The following is a 21,224-nucleotide window of genomic DNA, read 5'->3' on the forward strand; positions in this document are numbered from 1 at the left end:
CTCAAGCTTTTTTGTGTCTGACTCAAAACTATTTGACGACTCCAACCAGCTCTGGAGCTTTCCTCGCTAATATCCAGCCAGTAGTTGGCGAGTAAACCGGGGTGTTAGCGGTAACTCCCCAACCTAGTAACTCATTTGTTGGTACTTCAACGAACGAGCCATCAGGGGCTTTGATTTGCCAGATTTGCTGAGAAAAACTTTGGGTCTTTTGCTCTAGCAGTTCGGCAGGAATAGGAGGAGGTTGAATTGTTCCAGCTTGAGCAACAGGAGCAACAGCAGCGACAGATTGAGCAGTAGATTCAGCAGCAGCGGAGGGCTGTGGTTGGCTTGGATCTGGCTGAACTAAAGTCAAAAAGGATTTGCTGAAAGTGAGCTTAGGTCTGCGAGAAGCCTTAAAAGTAGTAGGTTCTCCAGTTCGTGGGTTGCGCCCTTCACGCGCAGCGCGATCGGTAGCTTTCAAAATCCCTAACCCTTCCAACGGTAGTTTTTCACCGTTGCGGAGAGTGAGCGACATGAAGGCTACTGCTGAATCCCATACCGCGTTAACGGTACTTTCAGAAAATCCAGTTGAAGCTTTTACGTGGTCAGTTAAGGCAGACATAACTAATGTGCTCGACAAGACTAATGAATATTTTAATTATGCACCATCAAATGATTAATTTGGTGGTAGACCAAAATCTTCAGGGGTATAAAGTCCTGCTGGGAACTTGCCTTCTAAGAAGTCGATCTGTTCTTGAGAGAGCGTTCGATTATAGAGCCGAACTGTTTTCGTGATTATCTGTCCACTTTCCTCCATATATTTGCCGTTGGTATAACAGCGCATCTCGCGAGTTTCACCGATCGCAACTTTACTTTGGTACTCTTTCGGTATCCATCCAAGCGGAAAGTACCCGACATTTCTGGTACTTTCAGGGAAGCTCATATCAACGCCAAGTTCCATCCGTGCTGCCACTTCTCCCGCAGCAGGCTTCATTCGCTGAACAATCCGAATCAGAACATTTTGCCCTTTCCATTCACCTTTACTCCACACATTGGGTTCTTGCTTGTGAACGTTGTAGGCATTGAAATAAGGTAAGGTGTCGGGATTATCTTGCAAATCTGTCACGATTTCGTCCCTGAATAAGTTGAAGACTAATGACCCGGTACTTAAATCAGTAGCATGGGTATGAACTGCTCTCCAGTAAGCAGCAGCCCAACTTTTTGCGCTGAAAGCCTCGCCGTTGGGATCGGCTAATTGTTCAAGAGCAGAGTTTTTGAGAGCTTGATATTTTGCCGATACCTCACGGATTTTGGTAGTGTCACCATCGTTTTGCTTTTTCCATTCGATCGCAACCTTCATCTCGTCCGCGTATCCTTTGCGTTGCTCAAAAGCAAAATCTAACTGCTTTTGATCGACTACAACACCCACAAAGAGTGCATTTTCAAAGGAGTTGATGTTGATGTTGGTTTCCAGTTGAGCTGGTCGCCAGTAGCTGTTAACCACTCTGACCAGGCGGGAGATAGTATCGATCGAATCCGGGGCAACTCCACAAGCTCGGGTTACATAAACCGCATCATCTTTAAAATCTTTGAGCCAAGGGATTTTAGCCGCGTCTCCCAGAGTATTGAGATATTCGGTAACAGCTTGCAAACCCTTGTCGTTGTTAGGATATGCCGATTTGAGCGAATCCACAGCGATTTGCAATTCCTGACTGAGGAAGTCGATAATTGCCATTTCTTTGGGAGCGGTCTGCATCCCACCGGGAGGAATCATCAGGACTATTCCTTCAGCTCCCGCACCCCGCGCCCGACCGAGAAGTGAAGCCACAATCCCGGTGCTGTCATTCATGCTGTTAATCGCGACTTGTTGCAAAGTTCCGGTCAGCGCCATTTTCGGAAGCTTGTCAACGGAGGGAGGTGTAGCAAAGTTGTCGATCGCATCTCTCAGAGCTTGATACTCGTAAGAAGCAATGAGCTGAACAAAATCGCCGTCAAAGTCTCTGCCCAAATTCAGCATGAGTTTTGTCGAAGCTGCCATCAATCCATGACCTCTGGCATAAGTGCCTTCATGACGGTTGATCCAGAGTTGACAATCTCCCCAGTGGCGCATCGGGTTACAGAAAACGATGTACTCGCCTTCGTCCATCCCCGGTGCACAGAAAACTTTTTCCGTAAAAGTGGTTACGTTGTTTTCATCCGTGCTTTCGTACTTTTGGAAATACTCATCAGGTTGAGACATCAGTGACCAGAAACGAACTCCGGCTGCTTTGGCTAAGTTGAGCCAAACTGCGCGAAGTCTTTCTGCTACCTTGCCTGTGATATAGGGATGGAGTAACAGTCTGCCTTTTATGTCATATTTGATAATTTCCATTGCGGTGTTAACATATTCAGCTTCGGACTGAATACTATCGCCTTGTTCGCGCTCTTGCTCTGCTTCTACTTGATGGATTCTCAACTCTGTCGCCAAAGCTTGAATCGAGTTAGTAGCTGCTGCTAGTTTTTCACATTTTGCTCGAAGCCGGGTAATAATTCTATCTTCTTCCAGGGTTTCAAATTTAAACCATTGAAATAGCATCCAGCCCGCTTTTGCTGTGCGTGTTTCTGCTTCAAATACCAGCCCGCACAACAATTTACCGTTATAGTTTCCGAGTGCTGGTTTTTTGCCTTTGAGCGAACTCCAGGGAATCACCAAATCATAGCCTGACTCATCTAACAGAGGATTATAGGCGATCGTCCCTTTTGCTACCCATTGTTTAAATGATGCTATCCGAAATTGAATAGGAACATCAGCATCAATTTCATTAGGGTCAAACTCTACTGTTCCTGCACCAAGAATCTCCATAAATTCTCTGGAAGCTTTGGCGTGACTGTCTCCGCTGTTCCAGTGTCTACGATTTGTTGGATCATCTTGGGGATTTCCTTGAGCATCACGCCGAGTATCATCAACAATCACATAATTGAATTCTCGTCCAATTAAGTGTTTGCATCCAGTGTGCATAATACTGCCATAAATAATTCGTTTCCATTGTTCCGTCGTTGCATCTCCATAATAATCTTTGCCGATCGGAGCTAAATTGAATGTAAACCTACCATGATTGCGAGAGTTGCTTGCTAAATCCAATTGATATCGATCGGTTACATCAACAACAAATGGATTTAATAATGCAGCATTTTTGGTATCTTCTGGGATTTCGCCAATACAAAATCTATCTTTCCCAACATCTTTGTGTAACCCTGAAAGCAGGGTATTTCGCAAAGTAACTTTGGGAGTATTTGACCACTGTTTTGCAACACAGTCCCACACTGACCAAACAGCAGTTGTTGCTACTTTTGCCAGTGTTTCGTCTGCGCCGTACCAGTCATAGGTAAGTTCATAGTTTGTTGGCATCTGATTAAATAAAGTCCATAAAGTTGAGTCTACCTGTTGCTATTCTAGCAACTTTGTCTGCCCCTAATAATGCTAGAATTTCTTCTTGTCCAGTAACTTGAATGGGATTATCAGGATTGGTTAAATTATAGCAAATAGCAAATTCATTTTTTGGATCTACCCCGAGTCCTATAATTTGGCTCATAGCAAGTTTGGCATTGTTTCGCATATCTCTAGCGGAGGCTTTGAATTGTTCCAATATCTCGATCGCATTAGTATCGTACATGGAAGCTACTCTCAGATTAAATCGGTTGGGATTATCAGCTAAATCTCCAAAAACGTAGAGAGTTTTCGCTAAGGCAGTTTTATTCCGCATGGCTAAAATGATAATAATTGAAACGATTAAAATTGGACCAGCCATTGCTAACAGAAACATCCAGGCAGTAACATTCATATTCGTCGTACCAAAAACAGTCATCAACAAAGCTTCGTTAGCTTTCAAGGCAGAAGCAGCAAAGAATCTTAGTGCTTGAGCTCCAGCGCTGCCCGAAACTTTGAGTACGATCGAAGTGACAGAATGAGTAAGCGCTGAAATTAAACTGGCTGGCATTCCAATCAGATTCATACAATTGGTCAAAAACCAGCTTGCTATGCTGGAAATTATGCCTGCGGTAATCCCTACAGTCGCCAAAGCACCGCTAACAGCAACGATCGGTGCTACGACTGGGACAATAATCAAAGCGCTGGCATTTACTTTGATACTTCGGATTGACAAGATTCGATCGTTATAAATTGAGTTGATCTCATAATTGGTATGAGCTGTTACTGTTCCACCTCCAGTTCCTGTATCTGTGATTGTTCCTGTGGGAGGAGTTCTTACAATTCTAGGAGAAGGAATAGGTGCGTCACCCATAGCAACCAAACTTCTAGCCACATTGTTGTATCTAGCTCTGGTTCTTCTTCTTTCATCCAATCTCAAACGCTGATCCTGTAATTCCCGGTAATATTGATCTCTTAATCTTCTGGCTTCTTCCTGCATTTGAAGCTTTTTTTGATTGATTGATGACCAAGCCTCATCCATCGCGTAATCAATTTTTACTCCTGTTTTGGACAGTTCTGGCAAATTTAAGCTGCTGTTAAAAGCATTTATGACATCGCCATAGATACCTTTCTCTGTACTGGTAGAAGTTAGTGCAGCCAACGCTCTTTCACCAGCACCCGCTAAATTGTCATAAAGTTTGCTGTTGTAAGCTCTGTTTATACCGTGGGATGTTTCCAGAAATGCGGTTCCGCATTGACCTATCAACATAGGGAATGCCAAGACATTTTGTGATGACTGAAGCCAACTCAGGATAGCTTTTCCGCCTGGATGAGCTAATAATCCTTGAGTTAGTGGTTGTTCCATCAGCCATTGCTGGGGAGCATCCATTATCTTTTTGACTTCACTAACCCCTGTCAACGATTGAAAGTTTGCCCAGACATCGGTTATTGCATCAGTAGTAGGCATAAGAATTGTGATTTTAAGGATAACCAATATTGTAGTTCAAATCACACTGTTAATGCCTACTACTGCCTTCAGATTAGGAAAATTATGCTTCAAGAATTGGATTACTTTAAACTTTCCTCTCTCGATACTCGATCGCACTCAGTCAGTTCAGGAGTGGAGTTTCGGGGTAGCCAGATCCATGTCACCTCGTGAACTTTTACTAATTCATCAACTTTTTTCCACAAATCTTGATTAACATTACGCTTCCAGTTTTTCGTCATAGTATGGACGACGTAAGTAGAATCGGAAAACAGGGTAACTTTGCATGACTTCTTGAGAGCTGTCAACCCTTCGATCGCTGCTGTCAGTTCCATGCGATTGTTAGTAGTGGTTGCATCAGCTTTACCACTAATCATTTTCTTCTTAGTTTTCCCTGGAATAGTGAGTAATGCAGCCCAACCACCGGGTCCCGGATTTCCTGCACAAGCACCATCACAATGAATATTAACCACACTTTTTGTTTCAGTTACTGTTGCTGTCATTGACTTAATAAAATGAACATCAAAAGCTAAAAGCGAAGCTACCTGAACCCTTAATTCTTGCTATAATATAACAAATGATTGAGAGTTTTTATGTCAGATAACACAGATTTGTTGAAAGAAAATGCGCGTTTAGTCGTGGTTAATTCAGAATTGTTGATTGAGAATTCTGACTTGTTGACGCAGAATAGTGAGTTAACAAGTTACAATACGGAACTGATAATAGAAAGTTTGAGGGTACAAGCAGAAAATCTGAGACTAACTACGCGGTTGGAGCAAATGAACTACTTAGCGAAAGCAATGTATCAGGATTTCAAACTCGATCGACCTAATGGACGTTTGACTGAAAATAACAGAGAATCATTAGAGCTGGAAAGTGGCGGAACGATCTATCTGGTTCAGTATGTCGATCGGAATGGAAAATCGTACATATCAACAGAAGGTCTAACACCAGAAGGTGATATATCCCCTAAGCTTTATTACTTCGGGTACGCTGTGTTTTTCATGGTAGAAGAATTGGTGCGACAAGGGTTTAGTAGTCTGCCTGAGAGATTTTCCAAGTTGTTCGATCGAAACCCAAAGTTTATGAATTATGTCGTCAAAGAGTTCGATCGAGTGATGGCAATGGATTATCTATAAGCCCATTTAAGAAGTTCAGAAGCGGTCAAAGAACAGAAAATCTGATGTTTGGTTGAAGAAAAAGCTATCTGGGCTTCACGGACTAAGCGATTGATATCCGCCATAAGTAGAGAATCAAGCTGGTTCTGGTTCATGAAATCAGCAATGTAAGCAGACATTAGGTAGGTATTCGCCAGAATTGGTTTTTTAGGTTCTTCTTCCAGCATTAAAATTTCAGTTGCTGATGTACCGATGACAAAAACCCCATTAGCAAAGTCAGGATGTTTGGATTTAGTGCTAAAAGTTTTCCACTTTCTAGGAGCTTCGACTTTATCCAGTACAGAATCTGAAGAATGATTACAGTAATCTGCAACCAATGCAGCTACGAAAGTCTTAACAATGATTTCGTTGCTGTGTTTATAACTGTAACTGCTATTTTCTAGAATTCTTCTGGCAGAAACGGCTACACTCCACGCTTCTACTACATGGGAATGAATAGATACTACTCTCAGTTCTACTTCCTTGTTTCGTAGCTTGCGGGCGCGTAGCGCATCGATAGCTAAGTAAACAGCATGACCGTCGATACCGTCTAACTGGGCAATAAAACATCGCACAATCAGCCTACGACCACAATTCATGTCCAGAAACAAATTTCGTTTGTTTTTGTTTTTGCTTTTGATTTTGTTTTTCGTTTTTTGTTTTCATGATTCTGAATCTAAAGTTAAGGTTACTTATGAGCGATCGTACCATTAAAAAACGCTTTGAAAAACACGTTATTAGCAAAGATAATTGCTGGCTAACAGATTTGTGGTGTAATGACAAGGGTTATCCTAAAATTAGTTTGAACAAGAAGAGGATAAATGCTTCTCGTGTAAGTTTTCAACTATACAAGGGGGAAATTCCTGAAGGTATATTCGTATGTCATAAATGCGATAACCCATCTTGTGTAAATCCTGAGCATTTATTCCTCGGCACTCATAAAGAAAATATGAGAGATATGGTAGAAAAAGGACGCTCTAATAAAGGTTCTAAAAACCCTCAGTCTAAACTAACCGAAAAAGAAGTGTTTCAAATCAAAGCTTTGCTACTTGAAACTAACTTAACGGTTGAAAGAATCAGTATATTATTTGAGGTTTCTCGACGAACGATCGGATACATCAAACAAAACAATATCTGGAAACACGTTAATTGTGTTGCTAATAGCAGTTTTAGTAACACCAGCACCGATCGAAACAAAAACAATAACAGAAACAATAACAGAAACGGTAACAGACAGAAATCTTTAGAATGGGAACAATTGAGTTTATTTGACTAATCTGTTACTAAAGCAATCCCAGAATTTGCAGATGTCGATAAACTAGAATTTCTTCAATGCCGACTTGCCGACCGATGGCCTTCATTGATAGACCTTCGGCTCTGAGCGATGGCGTTCCGCCCCGCAAGCTACGAATGCGTTCTCTCAGAGCTTGAATTTCTTCAACAGATTGAGTAACTGGTTCTACTTGCTTAGGATGTAGATTCCAGGCTCTGATGCTGCGCTGTACCATTGCTGCTGTCGTGTTGGTATGTTTGGCTATCTGGGAATAAGACAGCCCTTGACGGTACAAACGGATTTGCTCTTCTACATTGCTCATCTCTTTGCAACAATTACTAATGTTGAGGAAGTAAAGAAGCGAGGAACTGGAGACGCATTAAGGGCACAGTAGCTTGGGGGACGCAGATCGACAGACCTGCTAAGTTGATTGCTTCTGCCCTACCGGGAGTTCTGCGCTCTACTCCCGGTTCTGCTGGCGGGGGATTCATTCTCCACCAGTGGTCATAATGCAATCCAGCCAGGTAGTCGGGATTCCGAGCATCCAAAGGCAGAGTTCGGGATTCAGCTTCTGGGTAGCTGGTAAACGATTTTGCAATTTCAATTTGGTTTCTAAGGTGTTTTGTCCAGCCCTCCCACCCTTGCCGTTGCTCAATGCCAAGGTTGTTGGTGTGGGCAATGACAAACACTCTTTGTCTCTCGTGTGGCGCACCGCACTCCGACGCGCTGATAACTTCAACTTCTGTTTGATAATGAGCCATTCTGAATCCGGCAAGGATTGTTCGTAGCCCTCGATCGATGAGTCCTGCTGGATTTTCCACCAAAACAAAACTTGGTCTACCGAGTATGATGCAGCGGAGTGCTTGGAACCATAAACTTGATTCAACATGAACGAGTCCGGTTTTGGTTCCGGCTCTTGATGTGCCTCGGCAGGGGAATGAGACGAAAAAGACATCGGCTTTATTTTTGATTGGTAGGTAGTTACAGATATCGGAATGGATTGGGATTCCTGGGAAGTGCGTTCTAAGAACTTGTTGGGAGTAAGGATTGTTTTCTACGAATTCGATCGTCTCTAATTTAATCTGAGAGTTTTTGTTAACTAAACTACTGCCTAGTTCCCAAGCTCCTATTCCGGCAAATAAATCAACGCATTCTAGTTTCATGTTAGTGACTTTATTTTAATTTTATCACTTTCACTTCGTGTTTGGGAAGCAGTTATTAACCAACAACTATGACTAATCTGACTAAAATTGTAATGATTTCTGGCAGTCGTTCTATCAAAGATATCAGTGCTGGATTACCATCAATCGATCGAATAATGCAGCTAAACTTTTCCATAATTGTTGGTGAGGCGGGAGGCGTAGACAAGCTAGTCCAAGAATATCTACGTCGATCGAATTACCTCAACGTTAAGGTTTACTTTGCTTTGTGGGACGGTAACGCAAAACCGAGAAACACCACAGGATATGAAACGGTGGGAGTTGCAGGAAGCTATGTCAATCGAGATATAGCAATGTGCTCAATTTGCGATTACGGTTTGGCTCTCTGGGATGGCAACAGTCGGGGAACTAAAGAGAATATCGATCGAACTGGAAAGAAAACTAAAATAATCAGAATTGGAGGTAGTTGAGGTTACGGGTAAGGTCGCTTTGCGATAAGAAAGTGACCTATACGCAGTTTATCAAGCAGAATTATGTCAGAAATTCACATCAATTCCATCAGCCTTTTTCCCTACGATGTCAATAGACGCGAGAAAACCTATTTCGATCGAAACGGCAAACCTGTTGACAAAGACCTTCTCAAAGGTCATTACTGTGTTGGTTATGAAGGCAAAAACGTTGCATTATTTACTTGGTCAAGAAAACAGAGCAAAGAATTAACTAACATAGCAACGTTCTTTGAAGGTAGCACGGCAGAAGAAAAACGCCAAATTCTGTGGAATAAAATTGAAACTCAAACAGTTAATAGACACATTATCCGGTTCTGTGAAAAAGTTAGAGATGAGCCTTTATTCCTTTGGTATGTCAGCCATTACGACTTACCCACAGCTCAGTTCATTAAGCGTTTTCTAGAGTGGTATTGGTCAGCCTATCCAGTGATAGAACAGTGATAGAAGAAAGAGAAAACTGTTATACTCTAGCTATTTAGTTAGAGTATAACCCTAATGTTAGAAACAGAATCTCCCGATAAATCAGCATTGAAAGTAACAGACATAGCGCCCAAGTATGGAGAGAACTATAAAACTGGGTACATAGGATTTCTCAACAAAGGAGCGGACGTAACATCGATCGGCATCGCTTATTTTACGGGCTGGGATATGATAAGCGATATCCATGTAACTCATACCTTGATTGTCGCTGGCGAGGATCAATGTATCGAAGCAGATATGGCAAATAACACAGTCAAAGTTTGCACATTAAGCAAATACTTCAATGATCCTAACTGTCAAATCTTCTTCCGCAAACCCATATTTTTCAACGATGCCGTAGGTTATGCGATCGCACACAAAGCCAGTCTCGAAGTCGGCAAACAATACGATTTCGGCGCAATCTTGACCCAAGGACTCTCAGGAACTTTCCCTGGACGGATGCTCGATCGACTGCTGACTGGAAAGTTGGAGGAACTGTTAGGCAATCTGCTTAATCATCCTGATAAATGGATTTGCAGCGAACTTGTTGCCTACGCCTTGGATGAGCAGTTATTCTACCGAGATAAAGGCATCCTGAAGCGTCCTAACTCTACCATCAGTCCTCAAGAGCTTTTTCAGGATACCGATATCTTTGCTCCCTGGAAACATTCTTCACCTTCAACAACAGTTACAGAAACAGTTATAGAAACTGTTACCGTAACAAAAACAGTAACAGAAACAGAAACAGATTCAGGAACAGACTTAATCTGTAAGTAAGAATAGCTGAGGCTGAGATTAACAGTTAAAACGCTTTGCGGTAAGGACGTGAGTTTTGCCCACGTTCTACCCGTGAAGGAGTTTTGACATGAGTTTAGTTACAGTTACAGCAACAGGAAAGAAGGTAGTTGCGCCGATTTGCCATCCACACCAGTCTCAGTTTGATTTGCCAGCTAGCCAGAATTTGGTTTGGCGAGGCGGTGTCTATGTTTGCGTAGATGGTAGGAAGGAATATTCTTTCTCGTGCCAGCTCCCGTTATGTCAGAACGGCGATCGCATCCAGGTAGGTAGCGTTTATTTGACCGTCTGCGGGGTAGCTACAGTTAAGTCGATCGTCCCTTCAGTTACTGTTGCTCAATATTTTGATTATATTGTCGAAACTGAACAAGCAACTGACGAAAAACTTTTATCCTGGGAATTCGATCGGGCTGTCTAACTTTTAAGTCATGCTCATGTGACGGTCATGTCATGCTCATGTGACCGTCATGTCCGCTACAGGTACAGGTGAGAAGTGAAGTGAAGAAAGAGAAAGAGAAATAAAAATACTTCGTTTTGGGGAGATGATGTTACTCCCAAAACGAAGTATGGAAAACCCATCATTATTTACCTGGATTGTAAAAACCAATTATCCAGATGCCGATTTCTGGCTAATAAATAAAGGCAGCAAAGAGAAGTTAGGAGAACCAGTGAAGGAATTTCAACCTTACCTCACAGGCATCAAATGTCCCGCCTTAATTCTTCCAGCTTACGGTTTCTATATGTGTCTGTATCTGCATCAGAAAGGAATCTGGCAAGCGCATTCGCACGGTGTAATCAATCTTAAACATCTACGCATCAAGTATATCAAACAGGTTTTCCAAGAAATTGCTACAGACCACAGACTGCAACATGAAGCCCGTTATAAATCCTTTGTTCCATCTCCCCTTGTCAGAACAGAAATAGACACAGACACAGACACAGACACCGAACTAGAAGAACTAGAACTAGAAGAATTAGAACTAGAAAGGGAAGAGTTGTATGCTGTGATGTAAAAGTCTACATTCAAGATAAGTAGGAATTATTTATCTTGAATGTAGTGATGATTTGCCTTCAAACACTCAGAAGCTTTTTGGAGTTCGATCGCCAGATAGCTAATATGTAAGGGTTGTATAGCAGGACAGGCGTTACATATTTCTGTCGCTAACTGAAGCGGGTTGGAGCCAGAATATTTGGTAACAGTTTCACCGATCGGACTCTGTTGCAAAACTTCTATTTGACCATTGACAAGTTCAATTAAGAAAGTACCTGCTGGATCAGAATAATCCTTGTTCTTGCAAATTTGGGCATATTGGTTAGCAATTAGTTGATCAGCACTTTCCCAAGTATTATCGTACAAATGAGCTGACTGACTCAACGTGATTAACGGGCCCATTTTCAAATCATAGTTCGTAGCTTGCGGGTGCGTAGCACATCGCCTAGCAATTTCATCTCGAATATGTTGCTGTAGGGCGCGCAATCCCATAGCATTTGCCGGCCATGCTCCAAACACATCATTACTGCGGAACGTACCAGTCAGCGATATTTCCTTATCCACAACACGCAGCCAAATGTGATTCAAGCACGGACTGCCCTCATGCTCATGGTCAGAAGATCCGTCAGGTCTAGCAGATAGGTTGCCGTTACCGGAATCCCAAAGGTTGATTACCCCACTGGCCGCGTCGATTTCCTTGATGAGTTTATAGATCACTTGCTCGACTTGATCGCGTCCGAACCACGATCGCATTCTTTGACCGTAGCTATATTTAATGCCTTCTCTGTAAGGGGCATCTTCAAGCATCTGAGGTATGTACTCGGACAGAAATTCTCTGTCGAGCGGTAGATAATTCGGCTGCGGGAAGAAGAAATCAGCAGGTTCATCCGTCACCACAGCCATCAAATCTATCAGCTCTTGCCATTGACCATCGTAGCCAGTTGGTCGCAGCACACCCGTCGTCTTGATGCGGTGGATCATTTTTACCCATGTTTCGGCAATCGTCTTTCCTTCGATTCTGTGTCCGTAGCGCTGACCTGGCAGAACTGTTGGTATGGTTTCGATCAGCGGAAAGGTTACAGCTTCGCCCCAGGGTTCGATCGGTAACTTAGAAAATTCTTTGATCAGTGTTACTGCCTCAAGAATACTGATTGCTTCCTTACACTCGATCGACTCTCGTAGTTGCTGCAACACTTTTTCGGGAATTTCTTTATCAATATATCCTGGCACCGCAGAATTTATTACCCAACATTCTTTCCCCGTCGCACTCTTCCCTTTTTTAAAACCTTTACGAAAAAACTCTCTTAAGCATCTTACTGCACCTGAATTCTCATCTTGCTTTGTAGCATTTACAATTACCAGCTACCTAACGTGAGGATTGTACAGTAAGTTTCTGATTAAAAAGTTGATTCCACTTATCGACGAATATAACTGCCCAATTACAGCAAATTGGTTTGACTCTACCTTTTTCCCGATCGCACTTTTATCTACCCATCCGCTAACTACTGCCGTTTGTTCATTTCCTAAGATTAGTTGATTTGGTTTGTACAGCGGTACATATTTAAACATTTCTTTCTCAACCATTGACTAAAATATGATTAACTCAATACCAATAGAATAACTCAGTTTTTAGCTCAATGCAAATGCAATATTCCCATTGCTTCGCTGTAAAGTATTGATTACTTAATGATGAAATTCTCACAATGGAAAGAATCAATTTTGGTGGAATTCAAACTGAGGTTTTAGTGTTATCTCCACACCACGGCTGTTTTATTTTCCTGCTATCCGATCGACTCGCTGTCAAGGGTGTTTACACAAGGCGATTTACTTGGGATGAAACAACGGACAATCTGAAAGGTTTTCTCTCAGACAAATTTGTCTTGTATGTAGGGGCGCATACCTATGATGAAGCTGAACTTATCAAAGCCAAAATTATCGAAGCTGGCGGAACTCCCAATCAGGATGTCTCTTCTGCAAAACTTGTCCGTGGCTATTCCTACCAGGTGAGAGCGATCGGGCTGCCACCTGAATATCTTCTACATACTTTACAACATTTTCCTCATCCTCATCCTCATCCTCATCCTTATCCTCATTCTACTTAGCTAGAAACAAACATCAGAAACACTAACAATCACAGAAACGGAATTGAAAACTGTTACTAAGATTGTTAGTGTTTTGCTTCGCTATGAAGTGTTGAGTTAGTTAGTAAGGAATCTTAGTCATGGAAAAAGTAAATTTTGCAGGTGTTGAAGGTGAACTTATCGAAACATCACCACACGGAAGTTACGTGGTAGTAAGATTGAGCGATCGAATCACGATTGTCGGCACAACCAATAATCAATTCAATTGGGAAGAAATGCCGGATGCTGCTTCAGGATTTGAATCTTTCATCACGTACATAGGTGTAAAATCGACAACTGAGGCTACTAAATATCTAGCCGTTGTAGCTAAAGTTGGCGGTTACACAATCAAGAAAGAAGGAGAAGCCAGAAAAGCCAAGCGGATTAAAGATTTCCCGTTTGAAATTAAAGTACGTGGCTTAAGTCCTGAGTTTGTTGCTGAAGTAATTCGTTGTAAGCAAAAGTAGCTAACTGTTTTAGTTTCTCCTCAGTAATTGAGTGAGGAGAAACTAACATAAACCTAATTCAATCCATGAGCAAGTGAAATGACTGACACAACTGACAAAATAGTTTACGACTTAATTCAACGATTTGAAATTGTTGACGGTGTACCTAAATTGATATCTAGCCAAATCCACAGCATCGAAGGCGGAACAAATTTGTTTTCGATCGCAGAGTGTTGGATGGCGAAGAATACCAAATTAGAACGATTCAACAAACAGCAATACGTTGCTTACAAAAAGAAAGGCGAGAAAAGATATCAACTGGTGTTAACTCCTAGAGCTAGTTTTCTTCAGGTATCGTTTGCACCTTCTAGTCTTAGTGGCAAAATTCACTTTGAAACTGAATCTGATTTGCTCTTTCCTTACGCACTCAGGGTAGCGATCGATAACAAAGAAACTCTCATCCAGCTTCTCAATGACCTTTTCTATACCAGTAACAAGAGGACAGAAACATGATGCAAATAGATACACAAACTGAAACTGATCAGGAAACTCTACGCCTGCGTGATGCGTTCCGGGTGCTCGCATGGGAGGTTTGTGAAACAAATCCTCAGATTCGTGAAGATTTAAATCTGCGTCACAGTAGATTCTACAGTCGCTGGAAAAAGAGCAACATTCGATCGATGGATTTGACTCAACTTACTCAATTAGCAGCAGAAAGAGGTTTCTCGATCGAACAACTGTTAACTATCAGAGAATGCTACTACTCCATTGCACAACCTTATCCTGATACTTTTGCTGATGATTAACTGTTGACCTACAACTAAATTGATGATGGTTAGTTTATCTTTCCATCATCAATTTATCATCAATCGATCGATAGTTAGAGCTAAAGCAAAGACAAGTCCAGTAGTTTTTCTGTTAGGGTCGCTTTGCGATAGGGAGTTGAGATAGGTTTTCTGTTTTTCTCATCGTTAACGGAAGAAAGAACCCCAGTAGTTTTTCTGTTAGGGTCGCTTCGCGATGGGGAGTTGAGAGAGGTTTTCTGCCTGTTTCTAGATTTACTGTAGTTTACACCAAAGGATTCCATCATGGCTATTGTTTTTATGTCCAAGACTGCCAAAAAGCGTAGTTTGTTACTTGATGCACTTCGCATTCTTGCTTGGGAAGAGTACAAATCCACCAACAAAGAAACACTCAAGAATCTGCAATATGGCGGTTATTCTGTGTTTGAGGCAGAGTGGAAAGAAGAAAAACTTCATAACAACACTTATGAAGAACTTCTCGCTTTCGCCAAAAGTTTAGAGTTTACCGAGGTAGAATTGTTGAGCATTCGATCGACCTATTATTCTAAGAAGTCGGGGTCGGCTACTCCTAGTTCTACAGCTAGTCCTAGTCCTACTCAGAAAGTCAACGATTCATCGGTTCCGGTTTCTGCTCCTGTTCCGGTTTCTGCTCCTGTTCCTGAAGAAGAATTTGATATTGGTGATCTGTTTTAGCGTGAGTTAATTCATCAGCCAATGGTAAGATTAAGTTAAATATTTTGGGTTCGATTCGATCGAAAGTATTTAACTTAATCATCGGTGAATGAAGAAGCAATGGTGAGGTTAAGCATTTTGTATGGCTTCGCCTTGAGGGATTGAGTTAGATTTTCTGTACTTTACTTAGAGGTTTATCATGACTATCAATATCTTGACCAAATCTGAAAAAGAAGCATCCAATTTGAGAGATGCAATTCGTATCCTGGCTTGGTCACAGTTCAAAGCTGAGAATGATACCGATCTCAAAGGTTTGGATTTGTATGAGGTTTTCAAGCGTGACTGGGAAGGTTACAAGATTCATACAATGGTTCTGCCGGAAATCCATAAGTTCGTTGCTGACCTTGGATATACGACAGAAGAATTGATGCAGATTCGCAGTGAATATTATGCCAACAAGAAAGAGTACAACAACAATAGGACTGATGAGTTCTAAAGTTAGTTAGTACCGATCGATACCAAAGAAAAGCCTCAATATCCGTCATGGGTGTTGGGGCTTTCAAATTAAGAGAAAGAGAAAGAGCAAGGTGAATGTTTTTAGTGAGGGCGCTTCGCGATGAGGGAGTGAGCTGTATTTCTAGCAGCTCACTAACCACTTATCTAGGTATTTCTCATGGCAACTTTAACTGAAACTTTGGTATCTATCGCTATTGCTGGTGAATTGGCAGTTCTCGGCTTGTTAGGCGGTACTGGTTTGATTGGTTATGCAAAAGTCACAGCAGCCCATGTCCAGTTAATTCAGACAGCGAAGCAAAGCAGATATGACGCAATTGTTAATTATGGTCAAGTAAGAAGCGTTGCAGTTTTCACAGGCGAGAAAGCAACAATCGCAGAGTGTTTAGGTGGAGTTTGTGGAGAGAAAATCTCCTTGCCCAGCGGAGTCAATATCAAGTCAACCTTTAGAGGTATTGATGCGAAAGTTGCAGGCAAAGCAGGCAGCAATGTAGCAACCTTGATTAGTTGGAGTAGCGAAACCAACAGCGGAATTGGTGGCAGTTTTGGTCAGCATGGAACAATCACATTCAGCCATCCCTGGACCAGAAAGAAGTTTTGTTTAGTTAGAGGCGGAGCTTTGGGCAATCAAGGCGAAGTCGTCATCAAAACTGACAAGGATTGTAGATAGAAATGTACAACTACAACAAGAAAATCTCTAGCACAAGCTAGAGATTTTTTTTTAGACCCACGTAAATATTACTCATCAACCCAAAATCATGAACAAGAAAATCGTCGCTTTAGCAGTTTTAATTGTCGCTGGTTTCGTTTCCTGTAATCAATTCATGAAACCAAAACCCACAGAAGAAATTTCCGCAGCTCCAGTCATCAAAGCATTGCCTCAAGATCCATCGCTTCAGGTTTATTTCAATCAATCTCAGACTTCTAGCTACACAGAGCCATATCGTCAGGTCACTCGTCCAGGTCATGATTTGGAACAGCTCATGGTCTATTCCATCAACAGTGCTCGCGAGAGTGTCGATGTCGCAGTTCAAGAACTTCGCTTGCCTCGGATAGCGCAAGCTCTAGCGCATCGCCATCGCTCAGGTATCAAAGTTCGGTTGATTATCGAAAATCTGTACAATCGTCCTGTCGCTCTTTCTCCCTCACAGGTGAAAGCGTTACCCAAGCGAGAGCGCGATCGCTATGCAGAACTCGTTCACCTGGCAGATACCGATAAAGATGGTTCTCTCTCCGATACCGAAATCTCCAGCGGTGATGCTCTGGCGATCGTTCGTGAAGCAGGAATCCCGATGATTGATGATACCGCTGACGGTAGCAAAGGCAGCGGATTGATGCACCACAAGTTCATTGTCATTGATGGCAAAACTCTCATCGTCACTTCAGCGAATTTCACGACCAGCGATATTCACGGCGATTTCAAGAGTGCCGAAAGTCGGGGCAATCCCAACAATCTGCTGAAAATGCAAAGCCCGGAGCTGGCAAAAGTTTTCAGTGAAGAGTTCAGTCAGATGTGGGGAGACGGCCCTGGCGGAAAGCCAGACAGCAAGTTTGGTGTCAAGAAAGCGATTCGTCCGTTAGCTAGCGGGGCGCGAAGCGCCATCGCCAGAGTTTCTGTTGGCGGTGCAACAGTCTCCGTTCAGTTCTCGCCGGCGACAAGCAAAACTCCCTGGCAGCAGACACCGAATGGATTAATCGATCGGACTTTAGCCAGTTCATCCAAATCTGTCAATCTGGCGCTGTTCGTCTTTTCTGCCCAGCAGTTGGCAGACACACTGGGTAGAAAATCCCAGACTGGAGTTAGTATCAGAGCTTTGGTTGATTCGAGTTTCGTTTATCGTCCCTACAGCGAAGCGATGGACATGATGGGCGCTAGCCTACTCGAAGGTTGCAAATTGGAAGTCGAAAACCGTCCCTGGAGTCAGCCACTGGCGACAGTTGGGATGCCGAAACTTCCTCTAGGCGATCGACTGCACCACAAGTTCGGTGTTGTTGATGGAACCAAAGTCATCACCGGTTCTCACAACTGGACTGAAGCCGCCAACCGAGCGAATGATGAAACTTTGTTGGTGATTGAAAGTGCCACGGTCGGCGCTCACTTCGAGCAAGAGTTCGTAGCTTGCGGGGCGCGTAGCGCCATCGAGTCTATCAAGGCGCAATTCTGGGTCTGCCCCAGCGCATCAAGCAGAAAATGGATTCGCGCAAATCTGAATGCAAATAGAAGAATCTCCAGCCCTCGCTGGAGATTTTTTTTTAAAGCGATCCACAATCCCCAACAGCGCTTCGCGTTAAGGATTTGATTTGTCCTATCTGGAATCAACCATGCTGCACCTCAAAAAGTATTTTTCTGTTCAGGAACAACACAATCTCGTTGACATGACCCGAAATATAGCCAAAGTCAATGGCGGTATGACAATCCCTGTCATGCCATCTGGTCAAAGTTTTAACTGTAGCCAAACCAGTTGCGGGAAAGTTGGCTGGCTGTCCGATCGCAAAGGCTATCGTTATTCACCCATCAATCCAGTAAATAATCAGCCCTTCGCAGCAATGCCGACAGAGTTGATAGAGATTGCTCAAAGTTTAGCCAATTTAGTTGGTGAGTTTCATTATGAGCCTGAAACCTGTTTAATCAACTTTTATCCAGCTAATGGCAAAAGTAAGTTAGGTTTGCATCAAGATAATACGGAGCAGAACCTCAAACCCTGCATCATTTCAATATCTCTCGGTGACGATTGCAGTTTTGTTGTCGGGAGCAACCGCAGTCGGAAAGATCCACTCGACGCCATTCTCTTACGATCGGGCGATGTCCTTATCCTCCACGGTGACAGCCGTTTAGCCTATCACGGAGTCCAAAGAATCCTCCCCAAAACTTCAAAGTTACTGAAGAATAACGGCAGATTAAACTTGACAATTCGACAAGTTTATTAGCCAATAGCCAAAGTCAAGAAAATTAGTAATGCTTCGCCATGAGTTGTTGATTCTTTTTCAGTCAACAACTCATGGCAGCAACAAAAATTTTTGGATTAGCTCAGCACGTCAATCGAAAACTTACTCGCGACACTGAGTATGATTTTCCGCAATCTTTTGAGCCACAACAATACAACACAGCGATGATTACCGGGCATCGCTACATCACTAACAGTTACAGGGTCGAAGTTGACAAACTGATCATGATGGCAGTTAACCAAGGTGTCAAAAAGTTTTTTACTGGCATGGCGCTTGGCACGGATCAAGTAGCTGCTGAAATCTTCATTTACCATAAGCTGAAATGGACAGCGGTAATTCCTTGCGCTGACCAAGATAGTTTGTGGAAACCTCGTCAGCAAAGTCATTACAAGAAGTTGCTGGCACAAGCAACTGAGCAAATTTGCCTTTACAAGAATTACAGTCCCGGTGTCATGCAGGCTCGGAATGCTTGGATGGTGAAACGATCGGATCTCTGTTTAGCTGTTTTCAGTGGCGATCCTCATAATCGGGGCGGAGGAACTGCTACTACTTTCAAAATGGCTAGAGATAAGAATTTGCTCATTTATCAGTACGTTCCCGCCGAACGTAAGTATCTCATCATTCAACCTACTCATAAACAGTTAACCCTGTTTTAGCTGTCTTTCATCCGTCTCCCCCTTCTCAAGGGGGATATCTTACCAACCATAAACTTTACCGGAAACTGAACATGACCAAGAAAGCAAGCAAGAAAGTAAAAGTAGTGATGGCTCATCTCCACTCTCGGATTGCCAGACTTGCCAAGGGTGCGATCGAACGGGGAGACATTACCAGTTGCGATCGCATCTCCGACAGCTCCTATTTGATCAAGCGCATTGACAAAACCGATCGACCACAGACAACCAAATATACTACTGTCGCTGCTGCTAGTCTCCTTCATCTGCTCAATTCCTACGCTAAAGCTAATCTCCCAGAAACAGTAGCAGAAACAAAAACAGTTTAGAAACATTCAGAAACAGAAACAGAAACAGAATATTGCTTCGCTGTAAGTGAGTGATGTTCCGTTTCTGTTTCTGGATGCAACAACAAACTTGGTCAGAAAAAGACATCGACTATCTTTCAAGGATTGAAAAGATACTAGATGTTGATGCGATCGTACAAACGCTTAAATCTCGCTGCATCTGCGACTGTCAGATGTACCACGATTCTGATGTCAAATTAGCTTTTGTCCGTTGGTTTCAATCCAGAATCGAACACATGAGCAACGATATTTACAATGTCGTTGATGCTGATGATAAGGTTTTTCAACTTAATCTAACTTTCTCTTGAATGGAAAGATAAAGGCAAAAAAAAGTACCTCATTTATGGCTTCGCCTTGAGGTACTGATTTTTTCTCTATTGCGAACACTAGCAAAGAAGGTAACAATATGTCGTCCATCACATCTTCAACTACTCTAGCACAAATTGTTTCAGAAATTCAATCGCAAAAACCCGACAGATCTAATTTGTTTGGTAAGCCCTCGGATCAGATGCTTCTCGAAGCGATCGGCAAACTAATCAATCTGGATGAAATCGTTGAACGGCTTCAGGCACTGGATCATTATCAGTGCAGTTTATTCACGGCTGACGAAGTTAAGTTTGCCTTCCTCAAATGGATTGAGAATCATCTTGAGTCGATCGAACTTCAACCTGAATGGTTCCTCAACAAGGATTTCAAGCATTTCGATCGACATCTGCCATTTGATGAACTGCAAGAAGCGGTTGAACAAGAGTTTGATGTTGAAGCCGTTTATGAAGAAATCGGCGCTGCTCATGAAGCTGGATTGTTTGATAATTCTAGTCTTGAAGATCAGTTTACTGGTACTGCACAACAAGCAGCAGCCGATGCTTTAAGTTGGTAGCTAAATAGTCAACGAAAAAGCGGTTAGCGTAGGACTAACCGCTTTTGAATTCAGTTTCAGGTATTTTCCACACAACAATTCTATCATGGAACATCTCAAAAGACTTGCCGAGATTCGCAATCAAATTGAAAGGTTGAAAGTTGAAGCTGAAGCGATCGAACCTGATGCTATTCTTGAAGCTTTCGAGATTATTGAGTCTAAGAAAGCTCGCAAAAACGTAGTCTTTAACGATGACAATGCCAAAATCGTTATCCAACTTCGCACTCGCTACGATAACGAAAATCTTAGTGTCGCTCGACTTGATGAGGATATCAGCCGTGAATACGATAATTTATGTCGATCGAATGCAATCCCTATCGAAAACAGTCAAGCTTACATTAATGATTTGAAAGAAATGCTTGCTGAAGCAGAAACAAAACATGAAGCGCTTCTCAGTTCTCCGTACTTAGAAACGTTAGAGAAACAGCGGGCAATCGCACTCAATAAAACTGAACATAAAGTGCCAGCATTAGCCGTTTATGTTCACTACCTAAAGCGTTAAAATAAACCTAAAGCGATTGTACTCTCTTATTGTGCTTCGCTTTAGGATGTTGATTTCAACAACTATTTTC

General features: G+C 42.4%; 30 protein-coding genes. 21 read left to right on the forward strand and 9 right to left on the reverse strand.

What is annotated here, in order from left to right; genetic code table 11:
- Window positions 1-28: 28 nt before the first annotated feature.
- The 4 genes from QUB33_RS05890 to QUB33_RS05905 all read right to left on the reverse strand — a co-directional run bounded on the left by QUB33_RS05890 (window position 29) and on the right by QUB33_RS05905 (window position 5,374).
- Window positions 29-619 (reverse strand): HU family DNA-binding protein, encoded by a 591-nt coding sequence (locus QUB33_RS05890; RefSeq protein WP_333348490.1) that lies wholly within the window; start codon window positions 617-619, stop codon window positions 29-31.
- A gap of 36 nt (window positions 620-655) precedes the next feature.
- Complete coding sequence (locus tag QUB33_RS05895) at window positions 656-3,367, reverse strand: hypothetical protein (protein ID WP_333348492.1); 2,712 nt, start codon at window positions 3,365-3,367, stop codon at window positions 656-658.
- Window positions 3,368-3,371: 4 nt separating this feature from the next.
- A complete protein-coding gene (locus QUB33_RS05900; RefSeq protein WP_333348494.1) occupies window positions 3,372-4,853 on the reverse strand; it encodes a hypothetical protein in 1,482 nt (493 codons plus the stop codon).
- 101 nt (window positions 4,854-4,954) lie between these two features.
- On the reverse strand, window positions 4,955-5,374 hold the full coding sequence (locus QUB33_RS05905; protein WP_333348497.1) for an RNase H family protein: 420 nt from the start codon (window positions 5,372-5,374) through the stop codon (window positions 4,955-4,957).
- Between the two features lie 90 nt (window positions 5,375-5,464).
- Here QUB33_RS05905 and QUB33_RS05910 point away from each other — a divergent pair, with 90 nt between their 5' ends.
- A complete protein-coding gene (locus QUB33_RS05910; protein ID WP_333348499.1) occupies window positions 5,465-6,010 on the forward strand; it encodes a hypothetical protein in 546 nt (181 codons plus the stop codon).
- Here the strand turns inward: QUB33_RS05910 and QUB33_RS05915 are convergent.
- Window positions 6,001-6,627, reverse strand: a complete 627-nt coding sequence (locus tag QUB33_RS05915; protein WP_333348501.1) for a hypothetical protein — start codon at window positions 6,625-6,627, stop codon at window positions 6,001-6,003. The two genes, QUB33_RS05910 and QUB33_RS05915, sit on opposite strands and share 10 nt — an antisense overlap.
- A gap of 95 nt (window positions 6,628-6,722) precedes the next feature.
- Between QUB33_RS05915 and QUB33_RS05920 the strand changes: the two genes are divergently transcribed.
- Window positions 6,723-7,304, forward strand: coding sequence for an HNH endonuclease signature motif containing protein (locus QUB33_RS05920; RefSeq protein ID WP_333348503.1), 582 nt, complete (start codon window positions 6,723-6,725; stop codon window positions 7,302-7,304).
- Between the two features lie 7 nt (window positions 7,305-7,311).
- Here QUB33_RS05920 and QUB33_RS05925 read toward each other — a convergent pair whose 3' ends face one another.
- The gene (locus tag QUB33_RS05925) at window positions 7,312-7,623 is read right to left on the reverse strand and encodes a hypothetical protein (RefSeq protein WP_333348505.1); all 312 of its coding nucleotides are present in this window, start codon (window positions 7,621-7,623) and stop codon (window positions 7,312-7,314) included.
- 16 nt (window positions 7,624-7,639) lie between these two features.
- Window positions 7,640-8,464 (reverse strand): DNA cytosine methyltransferase, encoded by an 825-nt coding sequence (locus tag QUB33_RS05930; RefSeq protein ID WP_333348507.1) that lies wholly within the window; start codon window positions 8,462-8,464, stop codon window positions 7,640-7,642.
- A 68-nt stretch (window positions 8,465-8,532) separates the two neighbouring features.
- On the opposite strand from QUB33_RS05930, the gene QUB33_RS05935 reads away from it, so the two are divergent.
- The 5 genes from QUB33_RS05935 to QUB33_RS05955 all read left to right on the forward strand — a co-directional run bounded on the left by QUB33_RS05935 (window position 8,533) and on the right by QUB33_RS05955 (window position 11,237).
- The gene (locus QUB33_RS05935) at window positions 8,533-8,931 is read left to right on the forward strand and encodes a hypothetical protein (protein ID WP_333348509.1); all 399 of its coding nucleotides are present in this window, start codon (window positions 8,533-8,535) and stop codon (window positions 8,929-8,931) included.
- Window positions 8,932-8,994: 63 nt separating this feature from the next.
- Window positions 8,995-9,411 (forward strand): hypothetical protein, encoded by a 417-nt coding sequence (locus QUB33_RS05940; RefSeq protein ID WP_333348511.1) that lies wholly within the window; start codon window positions 8,995-8,997, stop codon window positions 9,409-9,411.
- Window positions 9,412-9,465: 54 nt separating this feature from the next.
- Window positions 9,466-10,206, forward strand: coding sequence for a hypothetical protein (locus tag QUB33_RS05945; protein WP_333348513.1), 741 nt, complete (start codon window positions 9,466-9,468; stop codon window positions 10,204-10,206).
- 88 nt (window positions 10,207-10,294) lie between these two features.
- The gene (locus tag QUB33_RS05950; RefSeq protein WP_333348515.1) at window positions 10,295-10,642 is read left to right on the forward strand and encodes a hypothetical protein; all 348 of its coding nucleotides are present in this window, start codon (window positions 10,295-10,297) and stop codon (window positions 10,640-10,642) included.
- 148 nt (window positions 10,643-10,790) lie between these two features.
- A complete protein-coding gene (locus tag QUB33_RS05955; protein WP_333348517.1) occupies window positions 10,791-11,237 on the forward strand; it encodes a hypothetical protein in 447 nt (148 codons plus the stop codon).
- A 26-nt stretch (window positions 11,238-11,263) separates the two neighbouring features.
- Here the strand turns inward: QUB33_RS05955 and QUB33_RS05960 are convergent, their stop codons facing one another.
- On the reverse strand, window positions 11,264-12,445 hold the full coding sequence (locus tag QUB33_RS05960; RefSeq protein ID WP_333348519.1) for a thymidylate synthase: 1,182 nt from the start codon (window positions 12,443-12,445) through the stop codon (window positions 11,264-11,266).
- A gap of 132 nt (window positions 12,446-12,577) precedes the next feature.
- The gene (locus QUB33_RS05965; protein WP_333348521.1) at window positions 12,578-12,799 is read right to left on the reverse strand and encodes a hypothetical protein; all 222 of its coding nucleotides are present in this window, start codon (window positions 12,797-12,799) and stop codon (window positions 12,578-12,580) included.
- Window positions 12,800-12,918: 119 nt separating this feature from the next.
- On the opposite strand from QUB33_RS05965, the gene QUB33_RS05970 reads away from it, so the two are divergent.
- The 14 genes from QUB33_RS05970 to QUB33_RS06035 all read left to right on the forward strand — a co-directional run bounded on the left by QUB33_RS05970 (window position 12,919) and on the right by QUB33_RS06035 (window position 21,154).
- On the forward strand, window positions 12,919-13,317 hold the full coding sequence (locus tag QUB33_RS05970; RefSeq protein WP_333348523.1) for a hypothetical protein: 399 nt from the start codon (window positions 12,919-12,921) through the stop codon (window positions 13,315-13,317).
- 119 nt (window positions 13,318-13,436) lie between these two features.
- Window positions 13,437-13,802 (forward strand): hypothetical protein, encoded by a 366-nt coding sequence (locus QUB33_RS05975; RefSeq protein WP_333348525.1) that lies wholly within the window; start codon window positions 13,437-13,439, stop codon window positions 13,800-13,802.
- A 78-nt stretch (window positions 13,803-13,880) separates the two neighbouring features.
- Window positions 13,881-14,294: a hypothetical protein gene (locus QUB33_RS05980; protein ID WP_333348527.1), complete on the forward strand. Its 414-nt coding sequence runs from the start codon at window positions 13,881-13,883 to the stop codon at window positions 14,292-14,294.
- Complete coding sequence (locus QUB33_RS05985) at window positions 14,291-14,587, forward strand: hypothetical protein (protein WP_333348529.1); 297 nt, start codon at window positions 14,291-14,293, stop codon at window positions 14,585-14,587. The genes QUB33_RS05980 and QUB33_RS05985 overlap by 4 nt, the downstream gene beginning before the upstream one ends.
- Window positions 14,588-14,869: 282 nt before the next feature.
- The gene (locus tag QUB33_RS05990) at window positions 14,870-15,277 is read left to right on the forward strand and encodes a hypothetical protein (protein WP_333348531.1); all 408 of its coding nucleotides are present in this window, start codon (window positions 14,870-14,872) and stop codon (window positions 15,275-15,277) included.
- A gap of 178 nt (window positions 15,278-15,455) precedes the next feature.
- Entirely contained in the window at window positions 15,456-15,752 is a 297-nt protein-coding gene (locus QUB33_RS05995) for a hypothetical protein (RefSeq protein WP_333348533.1), read from the forward strand.
- Between the two features lie 177 nt (window positions 15,753-15,929).
- The gene (locus QUB33_RS06000) at window positions 15,930-16,439 is read left to right on the forward strand and encodes a hypothetical protein (RefSeq protein ID WP_333348535.1); all 510 of its coding nucleotides are present in this window, start codon (window positions 15,930-15,932) and stop codon (window positions 16,437-16,439) included.
- A gap of 88 nt (window positions 16,440-16,527) precedes the next feature.
- Window positions 16,528-18,069 carry a phospholipase D-like domain-containing protein gene (locus QUB33_RS06005; protein ID WP_333348537.1) on the forward strand — a complete coding sequence of 514 codons (1,542 nt, stop codon included), beginning with the start codon at window positions 16,528-16,530 and terminating at the stop codon, window positions 18,067-18,069.
- Between the two features lie 22 nt (window positions 18,070-18,091).
- Window positions 18,092-18,697, forward strand: coding sequence for an alpha-ketoglutarate-dependent dioxygenase AlkB (locus QUB33_RS06010; RefSeq protein ID WP_333348539.1), 606 nt, complete (start codon window positions 18,092-18,094; stop codon window positions 18,695-18,697).
- Window positions 18,698-18,768: 71 nt separating this feature from the next.
- A complete protein-coding gene (locus tag QUB33_RS06015; RefSeq protein WP_333348541.1) occupies window positions 18,769-19,371 on the forward strand; it encodes an SLOG family protein in 603 nt (200 codons plus the stop codon).
- 71 nt (window positions 19,372-19,442) lie between these two features.
- On the forward strand, window positions 19,443-19,715 hold the full coding sequence (locus QUB33_RS06020) for a hypothetical protein (RefSeq protein ID WP_333348543.1): 273 nt from the start codon (window positions 19,443-19,445) through the stop codon (window positions 19,713-19,715).
- A 74-nt stretch (window positions 19,716-19,789) separates the two neighbouring features.
- Window positions 19,790-20,041 carry a hypothetical protein gene (locus tag QUB33_RS06025; RefSeq protein WP_333348545.1) on the forward strand — a complete coding sequence of 84 codons (252 nt, stop codon included), beginning with the start codon at window positions 19,790-19,792 and terminating at the stop codon, window positions 20,039-20,041.
- Window positions 20,042-20,139: 98 nt separating this feature from the next.
- On the forward strand, window positions 20,140-20,613 hold the full coding sequence (locus QUB33_RS06030) for a hypothetical protein (RefSeq protein ID WP_333348547.1): 474 nt from the start codon (window positions 20,140-20,142) through the stop codon (window positions 20,611-20,613).
- Between the two features lie 85 nt (window positions 20,614-20,698).
- Entirely contained in the window at window positions 20,699-21,154 is a 456-nt protein-coding gene (locus QUB33_RS06035) for a hypothetical protein (RefSeq protein WP_333348549.1), read from the forward strand.
- The last annotated feature ends 70 nt before the right edge of the window (window positions 21,155-21,224 follow it).

The sequence above is a fragment of the Microcoleus sp. B3-A4 genome (genome assembly GCF_036705385.1).
Taxonomy (GTDB): domain Bacteria; phylum Cyanobacteriota; class Cyanobacteriia; order Cyanobacteriales; family Microcoleaceae; genus Microcoleus.